Below are 17,072 nucleotides of genomic sequence, written 5' to 3' on the forward strand. Positions count from 1 at the left end.
TGAATATTATGAAAAAATTCTCATCTTTCATGAGCAAATAAAAAAAGACCTGCTTCCAATTGCATATCAGAAACAGGTCTTGGTCAATTCATATTCATTTGAATGGCTAATTTTTTCCTTTTCTCCAAAGATTAGTTACATGCCATTGTGGACGTCCAATCAAGAAGCCAAATGGTGGTATCTTGTAAAAGAAATACGACATGTAATAATCCATTAGCACAATAATGATGAAAATCACTGGGATTAACAAGAAATTAGCAATATCTGCTATATTAAGGGCACTTAGAACACCTGCCATAATTGTTAACGCAACGGTTTGACCAAGGTACATCCCAAAGCCAACTTTTGCACCAATTGAAACAAATTTGACTAGCCACTGTGGTAAACCATTTTCTCTATATTTTGCATATTGCAAACCAATCCAAATAACGAATCCAATAATAAATAGGTCATAGATGAAAATATAAGGTTGATGAATTTCCAAAGTTTTTGTTAATGACAGATGCAAAACATGTTGATTATAGTAGAACTCTACAAGAGTTCCAAGCGCTAAGATAAGTGTTCCCCAACCAATCAAACGATGCTTTCTTTCAATAAATCCCTTAAATGCTTCATAATGGATGGAAGCAAATGCCCCCAACACAAAGTAAAACTGATAAACCAGTAAGTTGAATCCATAACTTTTAAATAAAAATGGCCAATTGCTGGTATCAATATGTGGTAGTCCATATTTAATGAAAAATAGCAATACGATTTGAAATACGAAAGAAATCCCCAAAATTAAGTTATGCTGGTTACTAAATTTTTTAAACAGCCAAACTAATAATGGAAAGACAACATACAATTGCATGGTCACAATTATATAGTACATGTAAAAGTCATCCCCATGGGTAACTAAATGAACAAGGTCTGCAAAAAAATTGCCCACACCAGACCAGGTATTTTGTTGTAAAGTATCTCCCAATAGTAACAGGAAACACCAACTCACGTATGGAATTCCTACTCCCAAAAAACGTTTCTTCCAAAATGACCAAACATGTAATTCTTTATGATAATGCTGTAAAAACAATACCAAGCCCGTAATAAACATGAAGCCCATCCGGGTGAAGTGTAATGATAAATGCGTCATATTTAGAAAACCACTTTCCCAAGATGCTGTTGCTAACTCTTGGCCGATCATTGTCGTTGTGTGATTTAATAAAACACCTGTAATAAAGATGAGTCGTAAAACATCGACCTCATATAAATATTTTCGTTTCTGTTTGCCTTCTACCATAATTTTTATTGACTTAATTGCGCTATCAACTTATGTCGCATCACCTTTCCCGTTGGATTATGTGGATAGTCTGTCACAAAGACAATCCGAGTGGGTCGTGCAGGTAACGAAAGATTATCTGCTGCATATTGTAATATTCTTTCCCGCATTTGTGTTTCCGTCAACCCATTAACACTATCATTAGCAATGACAGCCGCAACCACTTCTTCACCATACAATGTATTCGGCACACCAATCACAACTACCTCATCGATAAAATCAAGTTGTCGTAACACGGCCTCAATGGCAAGCGGGGCAACTTTTTCCCCACCATGACTAATGATTTCTTTAATTCGACCAACAATTTTTAAATACCCATCAGTATCAAATTGACCAAGGTCACCTGTAAGTAACCACCCATTATAAAATGAATCAGGCCGGCTATCAAGATAGTCCGTAATCACATGATCGCCACGCAATAAAATTTCACCTGATTGACCCGCTTTTTTAGAAATCTTACCATCAATCAATAAAGCAACATCTGTCGCTATCGGTAACCCAACAGTTCCTGCCTTAGGGGCATCAAATGGATTCAAAGCGATCAATGATGCTGCTTCAGTCATACCGTAACCCTCGATAATTGGTAAATGATATTGCTTCTCAAAAGCCGTTAACTGGTCTGGTAGTAGTGAAAATGAAGCCGATCGAACATACTTTAGTTTTATATCATGCTGATATTGTTTAAAGGCCGATTTTGCTTTTTCATTCATCTGTAAAATTTGTATGATTGTGGGTACAATTGATACCCAGGTGATTTCATGATGTGCAATTGCCGACCAAAATCTTGAGGCCGAAAATTTTTGAGCAACGACTAATTTACCACCTGAAATCAACGTACCCAGTAATTGAATGACCTGGGCATTGACATGAAACATTGGCATAACGACCAAAGCAGCATCTTGGTCGGTCAATGATTGCGAAGCGGCAATATGTTTCGCAGAATGATACAATTGCTCATGCGTTAAGCCCACACGCTTGGGTTTTCCAGTGGATCCCGAGGTATTTAAAATTAACGCCAAATTTGTTTGTTTAAAATTGCCAGCATTATTTTCTTGCATAATATGGTAACGGTAAAAATTAATTTCGGCACCATCCATTAAAAATGGTTCAGCAATAAAGTTTGTCGTTTTCTCTAAAGCAACAGTATATGCCGTATCAAAAATTCCTGCTGCATAATGATATTCTTCAAATTCATCTTGTATCTCCGCCATTCCTGATGAGGGAGCAATCGGGTGGGCAATCGCATCTAATTGCCACAAGGCCATTTCAATCAATGGATAAGTCCAGTGATTGGTTAAGGCAATCAGAACGACATCCCCTTGTTTAATGCCATGCTGCGTAAATTTTTCTGCTAACCCATTTACCATTTCTGCCATTTGACGGCCAGTGTATGCTCGATTATCAACTAATGATACTAGCTTTGTATCTAATTGATGATTTACTAACTGTCTTTGTAAGGCATCAGTAAGAACTGTCATATTGATTTTCTCTTTCCTAATCTACTAATTATTATTTGATTGTAATCACATCATCGCTAACTTTTATTTGCTTTTTAATGAGATCATTAGCATAGAAAACATCGGCGATTTTTTGTTCATCAGCAATAACTGATTTACTCAAAGGAGACATCGTCCAATTACGACGATCAACCATCTTTTGTACTACTGCTTTCTTCATATGTAATTTCTTAGATAGCAATTTAACCAATTTATTTGGATGTTTATTCGCCCACTTCATGTCTTCACCAACATACTTAACCAGGTATTTATTGATTTCTTGATGTTTCTTTGCATAAGATTGCGTTGAAATCAAAAAGTCTCGATTATTTGAGAGACCCTCGCCGTTAACGAGAAGTTGTGCTTTTTGTTGGACTTGTCCTTGGGCTGTATAAGGATCCCAAGTGACCCACGCATCGACTTTCCCTTTTGAGAAAGCAATCGCTGCGTCAGGCTGTTTCATATTGACCCATTTAATATCAGAATTACTTAATTTAGCCTTTGATAAAGCCTGCAACAATAGATAATGTGAAGAAGTACCCTGTGTATAGGCTACTTTCTTTCCCTTTAAATCAGATAATTTTGTTATATCAGAATTTGCTTTTACTAAAATTCCTGATCCGTTGGCTTTCTTAGCACCGGCAGCAAGATAGGCAATGTTGCTCTTTGCGGTAATTGGTGGTGTATCCCCTGTACGAGCATAATTTATGCTACCTGACATAAGGGCCTGCATTTCAGATGAGCCATCAGAAAACTCTTTAAACACAACTCGGTAACCGTGTTCCTTCATTTTCTTAACTAACACCCCACGAGATTTAGAAACATCCACGGGGTCTCCTTTTTGATAGCCAATCGTCACCTTTTCCAGTTTATCGCCCGCACCTGTCGCCTGCCGATAACCATAGTAAGTACCACCGGCCCACAAGATTAATAGCACAATTAATATTATTTTTTTCCAAGATTTCGTCATATGATCTCCTTTATTAATCTGCCAAAATAAAATCTTGTACTTGATTAGCCACTTGCATCATAGCGACTTCATCGTCACTACCACGTTGACCGGCTACCTTTAAGCCGGTCGTTCCATGTTTGATGGCAACCACATAATCTGCCATTTTTGCTGCCTCGCGAACATCATGCGTGATTAAAATCGTGGTTAACTGTTCCCGATCAACAATTGAGGCAATTAACTCTTGCATCCGAATACGCGTTAGTGCATCCAGGGCACCTAATGGTTCATCGAGTAATAACAATTGTGGTGAAGACATTAACGCACGTGCCAAAGCAACTCGCTGTTTTTGACCACCAGACAACTGGTTTGGAAAATGATTTGCAAAGTCATGTAGTTGTACTAAGTCTAACAATTCTTGCGCACGTTCACGGTCTTTTTTATCACGTGATTGAAATGATAAATTGTCTAAAACTGTCATCCATGGCAGCAGACGATCATCTTGAAACATCACACGAGTCGCTTGACTTAGTCCTTGAACCGCTTCACCATTAACAACGATTTCCCCCGAGGTTGGTAATTCTAATCCCGCAATTAATCGTAGTAAGGTCGACTTACCACCACCAGATTCACCAACAAAGGCAATGAAGTCTCCTTGTGCAATATCAAAATTTATATCATGTAAAACGAGTTTATCATCATATTTTTTTGTGACATTTTTTATATGTACAATGCTATTATCTGCCATACAATTCTCTCCTTCTTTATTGCCAGTCCAGCATAATAGATTCCAATAACGCTGCAATCCAATCAGATACCTTACCTAAAATTGCATAAATAATAATTGCCAAGAAAATTGTTGGCATATCTAGGAATTGTTGCGCATTGGTCTCCATATACCCAATACCGGAACTTGATGAAATTGTTTCAGACACGATCAATGTGGTCCACATAACCCCTAAAGCGTATCGAATCCCCATTAAAATCGTTGGCATTGCACCGGGAAAAATAATTTTTGTTAACATCTGCCACTTTGATAATTGATATGAACGGCCCATTTCAATTAATTTCGGATCAATCGATTGAATACCATGTAAGGTGTTGATGTAAATTGGAAACATTACCCCAATAGCAACCAAAGTGACTTTGGCTGGTTCACCAATTCCTAGCCAGATAATAATCAAAGGAATTAAAGCCAAGTGTGGAATATTACGTATCATTTGGACGGTCGAATTAAATAATAAATTGCTAATCCGTGATAATCCATTGGCCACACCTAACGTAAAGCCAATCGTTCCACCAATGAGTAACCCAATCGTCGCGCGGTATAAAGAAATACCAATATTTTGTTGTAGTGTACCTTCCTGCCATAAAGTAATTGCTTGTGAACCGACTGCAGATGGACTAGGCACGTAGGTTGTGTCAATCATCCCCGCATCCACAATGACTTCCCAGATAATAATGATTGCAACTGGGATTAGCCAGGGTAAGGCGCCCTCTATGTGTCGCTTTTTTCTACTTTTAGTAATCATCCTTTGCAAATGATAGCCTCCTTTTTTATATGGTTAGAAAAATTCATCATTTAATTTTAATAAACTTTCTAAAACAACAGTGTTTAATGGATTTATTGTTAATAAGGTCAATCTTAAAATTTCAAACTTAAACCTACGGTAATTTTTTCCTTGAATTATTTACAATTGCATGACATTTAAAAAAGAGAGCGAGACAAAAGTTGTTTGAAGCCGGTGTGTAACGTGATTTGCGCGTTTTTGGCCGTAGCAAAGCGAAGGACAGGAAGGGCGTAAATTGCGTTACATTGAGGCTTCAGACTTTTGGAACGCGTTTATGCTATCAAACTTTCATGCTGATAATTAATACATTCTTAGCAAAAAGAAGTTGGAACAAATTCTTTTGTCCCAACTTCTTTCTATGCTAATTTAATATTTCATGTTTTATCGATACAGCCAAACTCGCATTTGGCCGTTTAAACGGTTAGCCCAACTATAATATGGTACTAATGTTAATTGCGCATCAATTTCATTTGGTACGTCATCAATTGACTTGTATAATGCATCATCAGTTGATTCAAGTTGTTCACGAGTTGCTGGCACCGTAATCACACCGACCCCACCAAGAGTCTCTTCCTGATAATCATAGGTTGTGTCATCTTTCGTATTAACATGATAATCCCAAAGAGGTGCCTCGTTATCAGCCTCTTCAGCTGCATATACTAATGGACCACGGGTAACTGCAACCTGACCAAAGTTAGCTTTCACCCGATTATTACTGCGCATTAACTTTGTTGCCATATTCAATGTTAATTCAATATCGACGTTATCTTGATCAATCGTCAGATAAATAAAGCCATCTTCTATTGTTGCATCAACATTTTGACCATTAACAGCAACACTAAACTCATCTTGTGACCATTGTGGTACACGAATACCAAACTGATATGTTTTATGATTGGCATTTTCAAGATGGTACTTAATGTCTCCTTGCCATGGGAAATTGTTCGTCTGAGTGACAGTCACGCCATCACTAAAACTTGCTTCATTGGCGATAAATTGATGACTCAAAATTGTATTGTCATGCACCGTATAAATATATTGATCAACTGAAGTAATTAAACGAGCCAAGTTAGCTGGACAGCAAGCGCACCCGAACCAATCCGCACGATGTGTCAGAATGTGTGATTTTCCTGGATTTAACTTTGATGCAGTCGGATCAGCCTCTAGTGGATTGACATAGAAGAAATGCTTACCATCCAATGACATCCCACTCAAAGAACCATTGAACAACTCTTTCTCCAAGATGTCCCCATACTCACCCTTTGCTTCAATCTTTAACATTTCTTTTGCAAAGAAAGACATCCCGACTGAAGCACAAGTTTCACCGTACATCGTATCGTTAGGTAAATCATAGTCGTAGGTGAAAGCTTCACCAGTAGTTGTCGAGCCAATGTTTCCTGTGATATACATACGCCGCTTAACAATGTCATTCCAAAATCGCTTGCATGCTGCTAATAATTCTTGATCACCAGTATGCCGCGCAACCATCGCCATTCCCGTACATAGATAGACAACACGAACCGCATGACCATCAGCAGTTTGCTGATCTTTGATTGGTTCAGCTGCTTGATAATAACGACGAGGAAAATCACGCATACCTGCAATCAAGTCACGGTCGACACCGTCTGCCTTGATTTGTTCATCAAAGAATTCTGGATTTTGACCACGTTGATTTAAGAAATAATGTGCTAAATCAAGATAACGTTGCTCTTGCGTCGCTTCGAATAATCTTGCCAAGGCTAGTTCAATTTCTGGGTGTCCATCATAACCATGAATTTGACCATCTTTTAGGCCAAAGTTTTTATCAATACAATCGGCCATCCGTTCGGCAATCTGCAATGCCTTTTGATTACCAGTTGCTTGATAATAGGCAACACCAGCTTCTATATAATGACCCATCGTATATAGTTCATGCGACTGTTGTAGCCGCTTAAACTTTCTTTCAGGTGCATCAATTTGGAAATATGTTGATAAATAGCCATCATCGTCTTGTGCATCAGCGATTAAATCAATCAATTCGTCCGTCATCTTTTTCAAATTATCATCTTGATGATATGAAAATGAATACGCAGCTGCTTCTAACCATTTATAAACATCAGTATCTTGGAAAGGAAAGCCATAGTGGTGACCAGATTTCAAACCAGCTGCAATCTTTAAATTAGCAATTGCATGACTATTATTATCCTGCCCATTGTTTTGTGGATCATCAGCAATATTGATATTGGCCTGATCGTTCATAACTTCCCATTGATAAGGTAGCACTTCCTTTACAACTAAATTGCGATAACGTTGCCAAAATTCAGATGTTACCTGTACTTGGTTTAATTGTATCATTTCATTGTGACTCATTTTTATAAAAATTCCTTTCGGTTATGCTTCTTCTGCTTCAACTTCACGTTCTGCTAATTCTTTTTGTACCACTGGTTCATGACGCTCCCACTTACGGTAAGTTACCATTAGTATCAAGCTGATGATGTAAATAATGATGGGTACCCAAATGAATGATAGATGAATACCAGTTAAACTACTTGCTGATTGCACAGCATGTGATGCATCAAAACCAACACTATTTAGTAACATCGAAACAATAAATGAGCCTAGACCAGACCCCATTTAAATACAGAATGCTGCTCCAATAGCTGTTAAGAAACCATTTGCACGAATACCTGTTTCCCATTCACCAAAGTCAACGGTATCACCAACCATGGCAAAGAACATCGTACATGCTGAACCAGCACCAATACATGCAACACACCACCCAATCAATGCTGAAGTCGTGTTACTACCAGCAAATCCCATCCAGATCTGTCCAATAATTGTCAAAAACACCAAACGAATAGAGTTCGCTTGCATCCGATCATCTGTATTCGTTGTTAAATTAGGTAATACAGATGTAATCGGCGTTGACATGGCCGTATAAGAAAAGTCAGCCAAAATATACATGACACCAGCATAACTAATTTTTGCAGTATTACTAATATCAGGTGTCGTAAATAGTAACCAGACGAAAATTGCAAATGATAATGCGCCCCATAAAAACCATGGGCGACTTTTTCCATACTTACTGTGCGTATAATCAACCAAAATACCCATAATGGGTGCCCCAATTGCATCAAAAACACGACCAATTAATAGTAAGACTCCTGCAACACCGACAGAAAGTCCGAAAACATTCGTGAAAAAATATAGCATGTATGAACTGATAATACAGTAAAGCAAGTTACCAGACATATCTGTGAAACCATACGTAATTTTACGTTGGAAAGGTAGTTTGTCTTATGCTAACAACTTTTGTGCAGCATCAACATGACGATTCACTTGACTGTTGTTATCCGTATTTGAACTCATGATAATAATCTCCCTCTGGTTTTTGGGGCAATCCAACATTTGATTACCTATTCACAAAGCTATTGTAACCGTTTTCAAACATTCGAAAAAGATATATACTTGCACATAAGGTAATCATTTCCGACTACTTTAGAAAACCGTTTCATCAGGATGATAATGTATTATCATAGTGTTATGAGTTAAAGTTAGATGATGCGAAAATACGATATTAGGTGTTTATTTCCGACCATTCAATTGAGGTGCAACTTATGCTTTTTTCGACGTTTACATTAGATAAAACGATGCTATTTTATAAAGGCGGTGAATTCATTAGTAATCAACACTGGCAACATAAGCGTATGTTCCATAAAGGTGATTATGAAGTTATTATTTGTGTTAAAGGTCCGATTTATTTAGAAATCGATCAACAATACGTGAAGCTTCATGCACATGATGTCCTCGTGATTCCACCATTTACGCCATTTGGTGGTTTTCGTGAAAGCAACGACCCGGTTGATTTTTACTGGTTCCACTTCTTCTCTCAATTTAAAGAGAAAATCTTTACCAGCACCCCCGCAGCATTTATTGAACAAGTCCAGTCAGCAGCAACCAAGCAGCAACAAATTGCCTTACCACTCCAATTCACACTGGAAAATGACCAACAAATTTTAATTTTGGTTCATCAGATGCTATCGATCAATAATAGCCTATCCTATATTGATGAGCGTGATTATTTAACATCAACACTACTTATCTATTTATTTAAAGCGTTTGTCTCACAAAACCAACCCGATGAACGTTCAAAAATCAATTATATTAAGGAATGGATTCGTGCAAATATTTCTGCAACATTGACGGTTGCAGAAATCTCTGACCATGTTCATTTAAATCCAGATTACTTAACTCGGTTATTCAAAAAATATACTGGCATGACAACCCTACAGTATTTGAATCATTTAAAAATTGAGGTTGCCTCGTTATTATTAATTCGCACAGAAATGTCAATCAAACAGATTGCAGCTGCTGCTTACTTTACAGATCCTAAAATATTTACGCATAAGTTTAAAGCAACAACTGGCCTATCACCGACTGATTATCGGCAATCATATCGCCTGGTTCATCAAAACAATCCTCACATTGATCCGCAAATTCCAATCCCTAAACGAATTGAGGACATGCTTGACTACATTCCAGAAAATGGCAATCTACCAGATAAAAATTTTCATCAATAAAAGGAGTCTCAATTCACGAAATTATTCACTAAAATAATTGCTGGTCAATCTTTAATTTCATGGTGTTTACAGTTTACAGCTCATTCTCATTTACTTAGCTTGGGAAGTTGCTGACCATAAAATTGCCAACAATCTCTATACAATCAGTGGTGCTGCCATCTTATTGATTTTAATCTACTTAAGTCTAGCTCATGATAATCGACAACGGCAGTCCAAAAAATAAAAACACATGCGTTAGATTTGTCTCGCTGGACAACATTATCTAACGCATGTGTTTTTTCTCATATCATTTTTGGGTCAACGTTTCTTTGGCCTGTTTAATTTGATACTTTACTTGATCAAAACCAGTTGATCCTAAAGAAATTCGCCGTGCTACTGCGTTTTCTGGATCAAGAACATCATAGACATCATCTGCTATCAATGGCTCAAATTCTTGTAACTGGGTCAGTGACATTTTTTGCAGTGGCACATTATTGGCAATACCATAATGAACTAACTTTCCCACAACCTGATGCGCTTGCCGGAATGGTAATCCCTTATCAGCTAAGTAATCCGCGAGCTCCGTTGCATTTGAAAAATCGTCCTTTAATGAGGCCTGTAATTTATCTGATTTAACTTGAATACTGGCTAACATGTCTGTAAACAGCGAAACACATGCCTTCAAGGTATCAATTGTGTCAAAAACACCTTCTTTATCTTCTTGCAAATCCTTATCATAAGCTAGTGGCAACCCTTTTAATGTGGTTAGCAACGAAAATAATGAGCCATAAACGCGGCCGGTTTTGCCCCGGATCAATTCAGCAACATCTGGGTTCTTCTTTTGTGGCATGATCGAACTACCCGTCGCAAATTCATCACTGATTTCAATATAACCAAATTCATAAGAATTCCATTGAATAATTTCTTCACAGAAACGACTTAAATGCATCATTAAGGTTGCTGAAGCATGTAAGAAATCTAATAGATAATCCCGATCAGATACTGCATCAATCGAATTTTGATAATTCCCCGCAAAATGCAATGCTTGGGCACTATACTCACGATCAATCGGAAATGTTGTCCCTGCCAAGGCAGCCGCACCTAATGGTGATTGATCTGCGCTATTGTATGCCGATTGAAATCTTTCACGATCACGCGTAAACATTTCATAATAAGCCATCAAGTAGTGGGCGTATGAAATAGGCTGTGCGTGTTGTAAATGAGTATAGCCAGCCATCAACGTATTGACGTTCATTTCAGCTTTTGTGACAACAACTTCCATTAGCTCATCTAATAATGACATGATTGTCACGATTTCGTCCTTCATAAAAAGATGCATGTCAGTAGCCGTTTGGTCATTTCGACTTCTAGCCGTATGCAATTTACCAGCCACATCTCCAATTTCTTGTTGCAAGAGATGTTCAATATTCATATGAATATCTTCAAACGTGTCCGAAAAAACCAATTTCCCTGCCATTAATTTTTCCTGTAGTTTTTCAAGCCCCCCAATGATTTGCGTTCCATCTAATTCTGAAAGTATCTTGGTGTGGGTCAACATCTTCGCATGAGCTATCGAACCGATTAAATCATGTTTTGCTAATCGTTGGTCAAAAGCAATCGATGCATTAAATGCCACAACATCTGACCGATTGCCTTTTTCAAACCGACCACCCCACATTTGATTTGTTGCCATCAATTTGCCCACTTTCTACTTTAAAACTAATTGTTCAGCTGCTGCTAATTTTTGTTGCACTTGTGCATGAACAACTGAAGGTAAACTATACAATTTAATGAAGCCAGCGGCTGATTCTTGATCAAAAGCATCTGCTGAAGTATATGTCGCCAAATCTAGGCTATATAGAGAGTTGTCTGATTGCCGACCTTCACAAATCACATTACCCTTAAACAATTTGACACGAACAACACCGTTCACTTCTTTTTGACTTTCAGCAATAAATGCCTTTAATGAATCAAATAATGGTGTGTACCATAATGCATTGTAAATAGTCTCAGCAATTTGCTTCTCAATAATCGGCTTAAAGTGTGCCAAATCCTTTGTCGTTGTTAAATCTTCCAAATCCTTATGTGCCTTTAGCAAAACTTCGGCACCCGGTGCTTCATAAATTTCACGTGACTTGATACCAATCAACCGATTTTCCACATGATCGATACGACCAATACCATGCTTACCAGCTACTTGATTGAGTTCTTTAATGAGCTCAGCCAATTCATACGCTTGACCATTAAGTGCAACTGGCACGCCTTGCTCAAAGGTAATTTCTACATAGTCTGGTGCGTCCGGCGTATTTTCTAGTGCATTTGTTCGTTCGTAAGCATCCTCAGGTGCTGTTGCCCATGGATCCTCAAGTACACCACACTCATTGGCACGACCCCAAAGATTTTCGTCGATTGAATAAGGACTCTCTTTTGTGATTGGCACGGGGATGCCATTTTCTTTTGCATAGGCAATCTCCATTTCACGCGACATATGTTGATCACGAATAGGATCTTCAATCTTCATTTCTGGCGCCAATGCATGAATTTCCGTCTCAAAACGAACTTGATCATTACCCTTACCCGTGCAACCATGAGCGATGGCTGTTGCGCCATATTGTTTGGCAACTTCAACAAGTTTCTTGGCAATCAATGGTCGTGATAACGCTGAAATTAAAGGATATTTACCTTCATAATAAGCATGTGCTTGTAGCGCCACTAATACGTATTCCTCGGCAAATTCCTGTTGGGCATCAATCACCACAGATTCAATCGCGCCAACTTGCTTACCCTTTTCCTGAATCTTAACCAGATCCTTTTCTTCACCAACATCGATACAACATGCAATCACGTCATACCCCGCATTTTTTAACCAGGCAATTTCTACCGATGTATCTAATCCACCAGAATATGCTAAAACCACTTTCTCTTTGCTCATAATCGTTCCCCCTCTTTGGACGTTTTTTAAATAATAGAATAAATATACATAAAATGCAACAGTTTTTGTGATTTATTCATAAGTTAACCGTATATTCATTTTAAACTGCATATTTTAAATAAAAAAGCTACCGAACTTTCCGCCAATTTTTGGCGGAAAGTTCAAGTAGTCTTTTGTCTCTATTAATTATATTTAAATTTAATGAACGTATATTGTAATGATAGTAGCAATACCTAAGAATACGCCTGGTACATTTGATATCACCAATGGCCAATCTCGATATTTTTTTAACCATCCATACCCAGTCCACAGTACAGCATCTAACATCATAGTTAGTGGTTGAACGAGTGGTACTGGATTGCCAGCAAGGTTACTTTGAATTTCGGTTATATACGATAAATACATGAGCACACACATAATGGTTGCTAATATACTAATCAACCTTACGATAGTAACCCTACTACTTACATCAATAAAGCGCCGTCTATCACTAGATTTATCGGTTCCGCTGTCCATTTTTCTTGTTGATTGCCTCCTAAAGCTAAAAGTATGTACGACATATATAATAGTCGTATTTATTTATTATGCAAGGGTCAATTGTTAAAATGTTATTTACTTATGAAAGAATGTTATAATATGAACATTTTATATATAAAAAAGTAGCCAAATTCAAAATGAATTTGGCTACTAAATGATCTAAATAATCAATTAATTTTCTATTGCTTCAATCGTTATACAAACAATGATAGTAATAGCACTGAACCTAATCCAGCAAGTGCTAGGACACTAGTCAGTGTTGTCCAAGACAACAACGTTTCCTTTAATGACAAACCAAAGTATTCTTTGATCATCCAGAAACCAGCATCATTAACATGGTCAGCGAACACTGAACCAGCACCAATTGCCAATACAATTAAGGCTGGGTTAACAGTAGAACTAGCAACCAATGGGGCAATCAATCCCGCCGCTGTAATTCCTGAAACTGTTGAAGATCCCAAGCTGACACGTAGTACAGCGGTAATTAACCAAGCGGCAATGATTGGTGACATTGATGTATGGGCAAATAATGCCGAAACATAATCTGAAATACCACCTTCAATCAATACTTCCTTGAGAGCACCACCACCACCAATAATTAGTAGCATCATGGCAATTTGCTTAATCGATTCCGTCAATGTATTACCAATTTCTGACATTTTAATACCACGCAAAATGCCCATTGTAAATAATGCAAAGAGCAGCGACAGAAGCATCGCCATGTCAGGGCTACCAATAAAGCCAATGATTTGGCCAATAATTGAATGCTTGTTCAAAAATGGATCTAAAATAGTTGCTATCCCAATTAAGATAACTGGCATCATTGAAGTTAAAATACTGATACTAAATCCAGGTGTCTCTTCAATTTCAAATGTCTTAAATTCACCAAAGACATTTGGTGTCTCTTTATGATAGGCACTTGGATAAACCTTCTTGAGTACCATATTAAAAATTGGACCAGCGATAATAATCGTTGGTATCGCAGCGATAATACCTAGCAATAATACTTGACCAATACTTGCATTAAACACACCTGCAACAGCTGTTGGCGCTGGATGTGGTGGCAAAAATGCATGCGCGGTATTCAAAGTTGCTGCCATTGGAATACCTAGATAAAGCAAAGGCACGCGCAACTCTTTAGCAATCACGAACAAAATTGGTAGTAAGACAACCAACCCTACTTCGAAGAACAATGCAATACCGACAATAAATGAAGCCAGAATGATTGCAATTTGAATTTGCCTACGACCAAATTTCTGAATGAGTGTATGCGCAATACGATAACCACCACCAGTATCAGAAACGAGTTTTCCAATCATTGATCCTAATCCGAAAACAATGGCTAGGTGACCTAATTGGCCACCAATACCAGTTTCAATAGCTGGTCCAATTTTATCGACCGGAATACCAAGCACCAAGGCCAAAAATACAGCGGTTACTAATAATGAGACATATGTATTTAATTTAAATTTCACAATCAGCAAAATCAATAAAACAATGCCCACCAATACCCAAAATAATGGCATAATAAAATCTCCCTATAAATAAACATAATAAAATCTATCACATCTATATTGTAATCGTTTACATTGCCGTTGGCTAGCATTTTGACATTCCATTTTGGAACTCAGATATTTCATGTTTTGTTTACTAAAAGCTTGACATATTGAAAAGATTCAGATTCTTTCTGCTCATAAAATTACACAAAAAAAGACTACAACATTTCTGTTAGTAGTCTTTATAGTTTCTGTAATTTTAAAATTTACATTACGCTAAAGCCGCAACAACAGCTTCATTGAATGCTGGAATATCTTTAGGTTCACGACTTGTAATCAAGTTACCATCAATAACCACTGGTTGGTCTTCAATCCGAGCTCCTGCATAATACAAATCTGGTTGTACAGTTAGGTAAGATGTCATGGTGCGACCGTGTACCAAACCAGTTTGAATCATCAATTGCGGACCGTGGCAAATACTTGCAGTCAACTTATTCTTTGATAAGAATGACTTTACAAAGTCGACAAATCGTTGGTCAGCACGTAATTGGTCAGGTGAAAAACCACCAGGAATAAACAAAGCTTCAAAATCTTCAGGTGCTACATCAGCAATAGACTTATCGATGTTAATTTTAGTACCATGCTTACCTTTTATAGTTCCTACCTCAAAACCAATAGTTGTCACATCATGTCCCGCGTTCTTAATAGCTTCAACTGGATCGGTAAATTCAACATCCTCTACTAAATCAGTGACAACAACCGCAACTTTCTTTGTCATAATTAACAACCTCCTTTATTATGGTATATAATTTATACCTAAATGAACGGCAATACAATAACGCACTTTTTTGTGCGTATGAAATCTAACATTAACGGAGAAAATTTTATGACAGATATAATCAGAAAATATGCCATTAACAAGATTCAAAAGAAAGATTTTAATTGTGCCAAGGAATACACCCTTTCAATGTTTTCTGGCAAATATAAAATAGTCATTATCTATCATCTTTCACACGACGGCCAAATGCGTTTTAGCCAAATTCAACAACTTTTGGATAACGCGACCCACAAAGTACTATCACAACAACTCAATGAATTAGTCGAAGATGGGTTAGTAACCCGCCATGAAACACTCATTAAAAATCGTAAAGCTGTTTTCTATTCTTTGACCTCAACCGGCGAGAGCTTGATGCCAATCATTGAATTGATGTTTACGTGGGGAACAAATCGATTAGCAACGCTAAATGTTGATTACGAACCAAAAATATGATGAAGAACCCTAAAAATTCCATGAATTTATAAACCTAACCTGGAAAGTTAAAGTAACCATTTAACTTTCTGGGAATTTTTATGCCTAAATTTTTATATACAACAAAAAAGACTACCAACATCACTGTCAGTAGTCTCTATTTTTTATATTTCTAATTAAGCTTCTGGCTTCAAGATCTTCTTTGAAACAACGTTCAAATCTTCATCCAAATCGTAAACCCATGGCTCACCATTGGCGATTTCAACACCCATGATGTCAGCGTCTGAGATTTGCTCAACGTGCTTTACTAGGGCACGCAATGAGTTTCCGTGGGCACCGATAACAACGTTCTTACCGTCTTTCAATGCCTTTGAGATGTCTGAATCCCAGAATGGCAAGACACGATCCAAAGTAACCTTCAAGTTCTCACCCTTTGGCAATTCACCTTCTGGTACATCATGGTAACGACGATCCAATGCAGGATAAGTCTTACCATCAATCGTCATTGTTTCTGATTGCTCTTCTAGTAGAGGAGGCAAAACGTCATACGAACGACGCCATTGGTGAACTTGTTCGTCACCCCACTTCTTTGCTGCATCGGCCTTGTTCAAGCCTTGCAAAGCACCGTAATGACGTTCGTTCAAACGCCATGACTTAACCTCTGGAATCCACAATTGATCTGCTTCTTCCAATGCCAAGTGCAATGTCGTAATGGCACGTGTCAAAACTGACGTATAAGCTTGATCGAATTGAATACCTTCTTTAGCCAACAATTGTCCAGCTGTCTTAGCTTGAGCAATACCCTTATCACTCAACTTTGTGTCAACCCATCCATTGAATAAGTTCAATGCATTCCATTCACTTTGACCGTGACGAATTAAAACCAACTTTGCCATTGGTACACCTCTTTTTCTAATTTTGTTCGTTCTTATTGTAACAAATTTTCATGATATTTAGTAGTAATTGGTAATCTTTTCACAAAATAATCA

General features: G+C 37.6%; 13 protein-coding genes and 2 pseudogenes. 2 read left to right on the plus strand and 13 right to left on the minus strand.

Annotated features, from left to right (window positions below; genetic code table 11):
* Positions 1–106 precede the first annotated feature (106 nt).
* The 7 genes and pseudogenes from HMPREF0877_RS07190 to HMPREF0877_RS07220 all read right to left on the minus strand — a co-directional run bounded on the left by HMPREF0877_RS07190 (position 107) and on the right by HMPREF0877_RS07220 (position 8,583).
* Positions 107–1,276 carry an acyltransferase family protein gene (locus tag HMPREF0877_RS07190; protein ID WP_002828653.1) on the minus strand — a complete coding sequence of 390 codons (1,170 nt, stop codon included), beginning with the start codon at positions 1,274–1,276 and terminating at the stop codon, positions 107–109.
* Positions 1,277–1,281: 5 nt separating this feature from the next.
* Positions 1,282–2,793 (minus strand): AMP-binding protein, encoded by a 1,512-nt coding sequence (locus tag HMPREF0877_RS07195; protein ID WP_002828654.1) that lies wholly within the window; start codon positions 2,791–2,793, stop codon positions 1,282–1,284.
* A 31-nt stretch (positions 2,794–2,824) separates the two neighbouring features.
* A complete protein-coding gene (locus tag HMPREF0877_RS07200) occupies positions 2,825–3,781 on the minus strand; it encodes an aliphatic sulfonate ABC transporter substrate-binding protein (protein ID WP_002828656.1) in 957 nt (318 codons plus the stop codon).
* A gap of 13 nt (positions 3,782–3,794) precedes the next feature.
* Positions 3,795–4,415 (minus strand): annotated as a pseudogene (locus tag HMPREF0877_RS07205) (ABC transporter ATP-binding protein); the annotation flags it as partial.
* Positions 4,416–4,524: 109 nt separating this feature from the next.
* Positions 4,525–5,292: an ABC transporter permease subunit gene (locus tag HMPREF0877_RS07210; RefSeq protein WP_002828660.1), complete on the minus strand. Its 768-nt coding sequence runs from the start codon at positions 5,290–5,292 to the stop codon at positions 4,525–4,527.
* A gap of 420 nt (positions 5,293–5,712) precedes the next feature.
* Positions 5,713–7,680, minus strand: a complete 1,968-nt coding sequence (locus HMPREF0877_RS07215; RefSeq protein ID WP_002828662.1) for a glycoside hydrolase family 127 protein — start codon at positions 7,678–7,680, stop codon at positions 5,713–5,715.
* A gap of 21 nt (positions 7,681–7,701) precedes the next feature.
* Positions 7,702–8,583: pseudogene (locus HMPREF0877_RS07220) on the minus strand (MFS transporter).
* 344 nt (positions 8,584–8,927) lie between these two features.
* On the opposite strand from HMPREF0877_RS07220, the gene HMPREF0877_RS07225 reads away from it, so the two are divergent.
* Positions 8,928–9,890 carry an AraC family transcriptional regulator gene (locus HMPREF0877_RS07225; RefSeq protein ID WP_040760963.1) on the plus strand — a complete coding sequence of 321 codons (963 nt, stop codon included), beginning with the start codon at positions 8,928–8,930 and terminating at the stop codon, positions 9,888–9,890.
* Between the two features lie 286 nt (positions 9,891–10,176).
* On the opposite strand, the gene argH is transcribed toward HMPREF0877_RS07225, so the two are convergent.
* The 5 genes from argH to HMPREF0877_RS07250 all read right to left on the minus strand — a co-directional run bounded on the left by argH (position 10,177) and on the right by HMPREF0877_RS07250 (position 15,612).
* A complete protein-coding gene (gene argH, locus HMPREF0877_RS07230; RefSeq protein WP_002828666.1) occupies positions 10,177–11,562 on the minus strand; it encodes an argininosuccinate lyase in 1,386 nt (461 codons plus the stop codon).
* A 15-nt stretch (positions 11,563–11,577) separates the two neighbouring features.
* Positions 11,578–12,801, minus strand: coding sequence for an argininosuccinate synthase (locus HMPREF0877_RS07235; RefSeq protein ID WP_002828667.1), 1,224 nt, complete (start codon positions 12,799–12,801; stop codon positions 11,578–11,580).
* Between the two features lie 198 nt (positions 12,802–12,999).
* The gene (locus HMPREF0877_RS07240) at positions 13,000–13,317 is read right to left on the minus strand and encodes a SemiSWEET family transporter (protein ID WP_002828668.1); all 318 of its coding nucleotides are present in this window, start codon (positions 13,315–13,317) and stop codon (positions 13,000–13,002) included.
* A gap of 215 nt (positions 13,318–13,532) precedes the next feature.
* Positions 13,533–14,864 carry a gluconate:H+ symporter gene (locus HMPREF0877_RS07245; protein WP_002828669.1) on the minus strand — a complete coding sequence of 444 codons (1,332 nt, stop codon included), beginning with the start codon at positions 14,862–14,864 and terminating at the stop codon, positions 13,533–13,535.
* Between the two features lie 241 nt (positions 14,865–15,105).
* Positions 15,106–15,612: a type 1 glutamine amidotransferase domain-containing protein gene (locus HMPREF0877_RS07250; protein WP_002828670.1), complete on the minus strand. Its 507-nt coding sequence runs from the start codon at positions 15,610–15,612 to the stop codon at positions 15,106–15,108.
* Positions 15,613–15,720: 108 nt separating this feature from the next.
* Here HMPREF0877_RS07250 and HMPREF0877_RS07255 point away from each other — a divergent pair, with 108 nt between their 5' ends.
* Positions 15,721–16,104 carry a winged helix-turn-helix transcriptional regulator gene (locus tag HMPREF0877_RS07255; RefSeq protein WP_040760965.1) on the plus strand — a complete coding sequence of 128 codons (384 nt, stop codon included), beginning with the start codon at positions 15,721–15,723 and terminating at the stop codon, positions 16,102–16,104.
* Between the two features lie 155 nt (positions 16,105–16,259).
* Here HMPREF0877_RS07255 and gpmA read toward each other — a convergent pair whose 3' ends face one another.
* Positions 16,260–16,979 carry a 2,3-diphosphoglycerate-dependent phosphoglycerate mutase gene (gene gpmA / locus HMPREF0877_RS07260; protein WP_002828672.1) on the minus strand — a complete coding sequence of 240 codons (720 nt, stop codon included), beginning with the start codon at positions 16,977–16,979 and terminating at the stop codon, positions 16,260–16,262.
* Between the last annotated feature and the right edge of the window lie 93 nt (positions 16,980–17,072).

Origin of the sequence: Weissella paramesenteroides ATCC 33313 (genome assembly GCF_000160575.1) — a bacterium.
Classification (GTDB): Bacteria; Bacillota; Bacilli; order Lactobacillales; family Lactobacillaceae; genus Weissella; species Weissella paramesenteroides.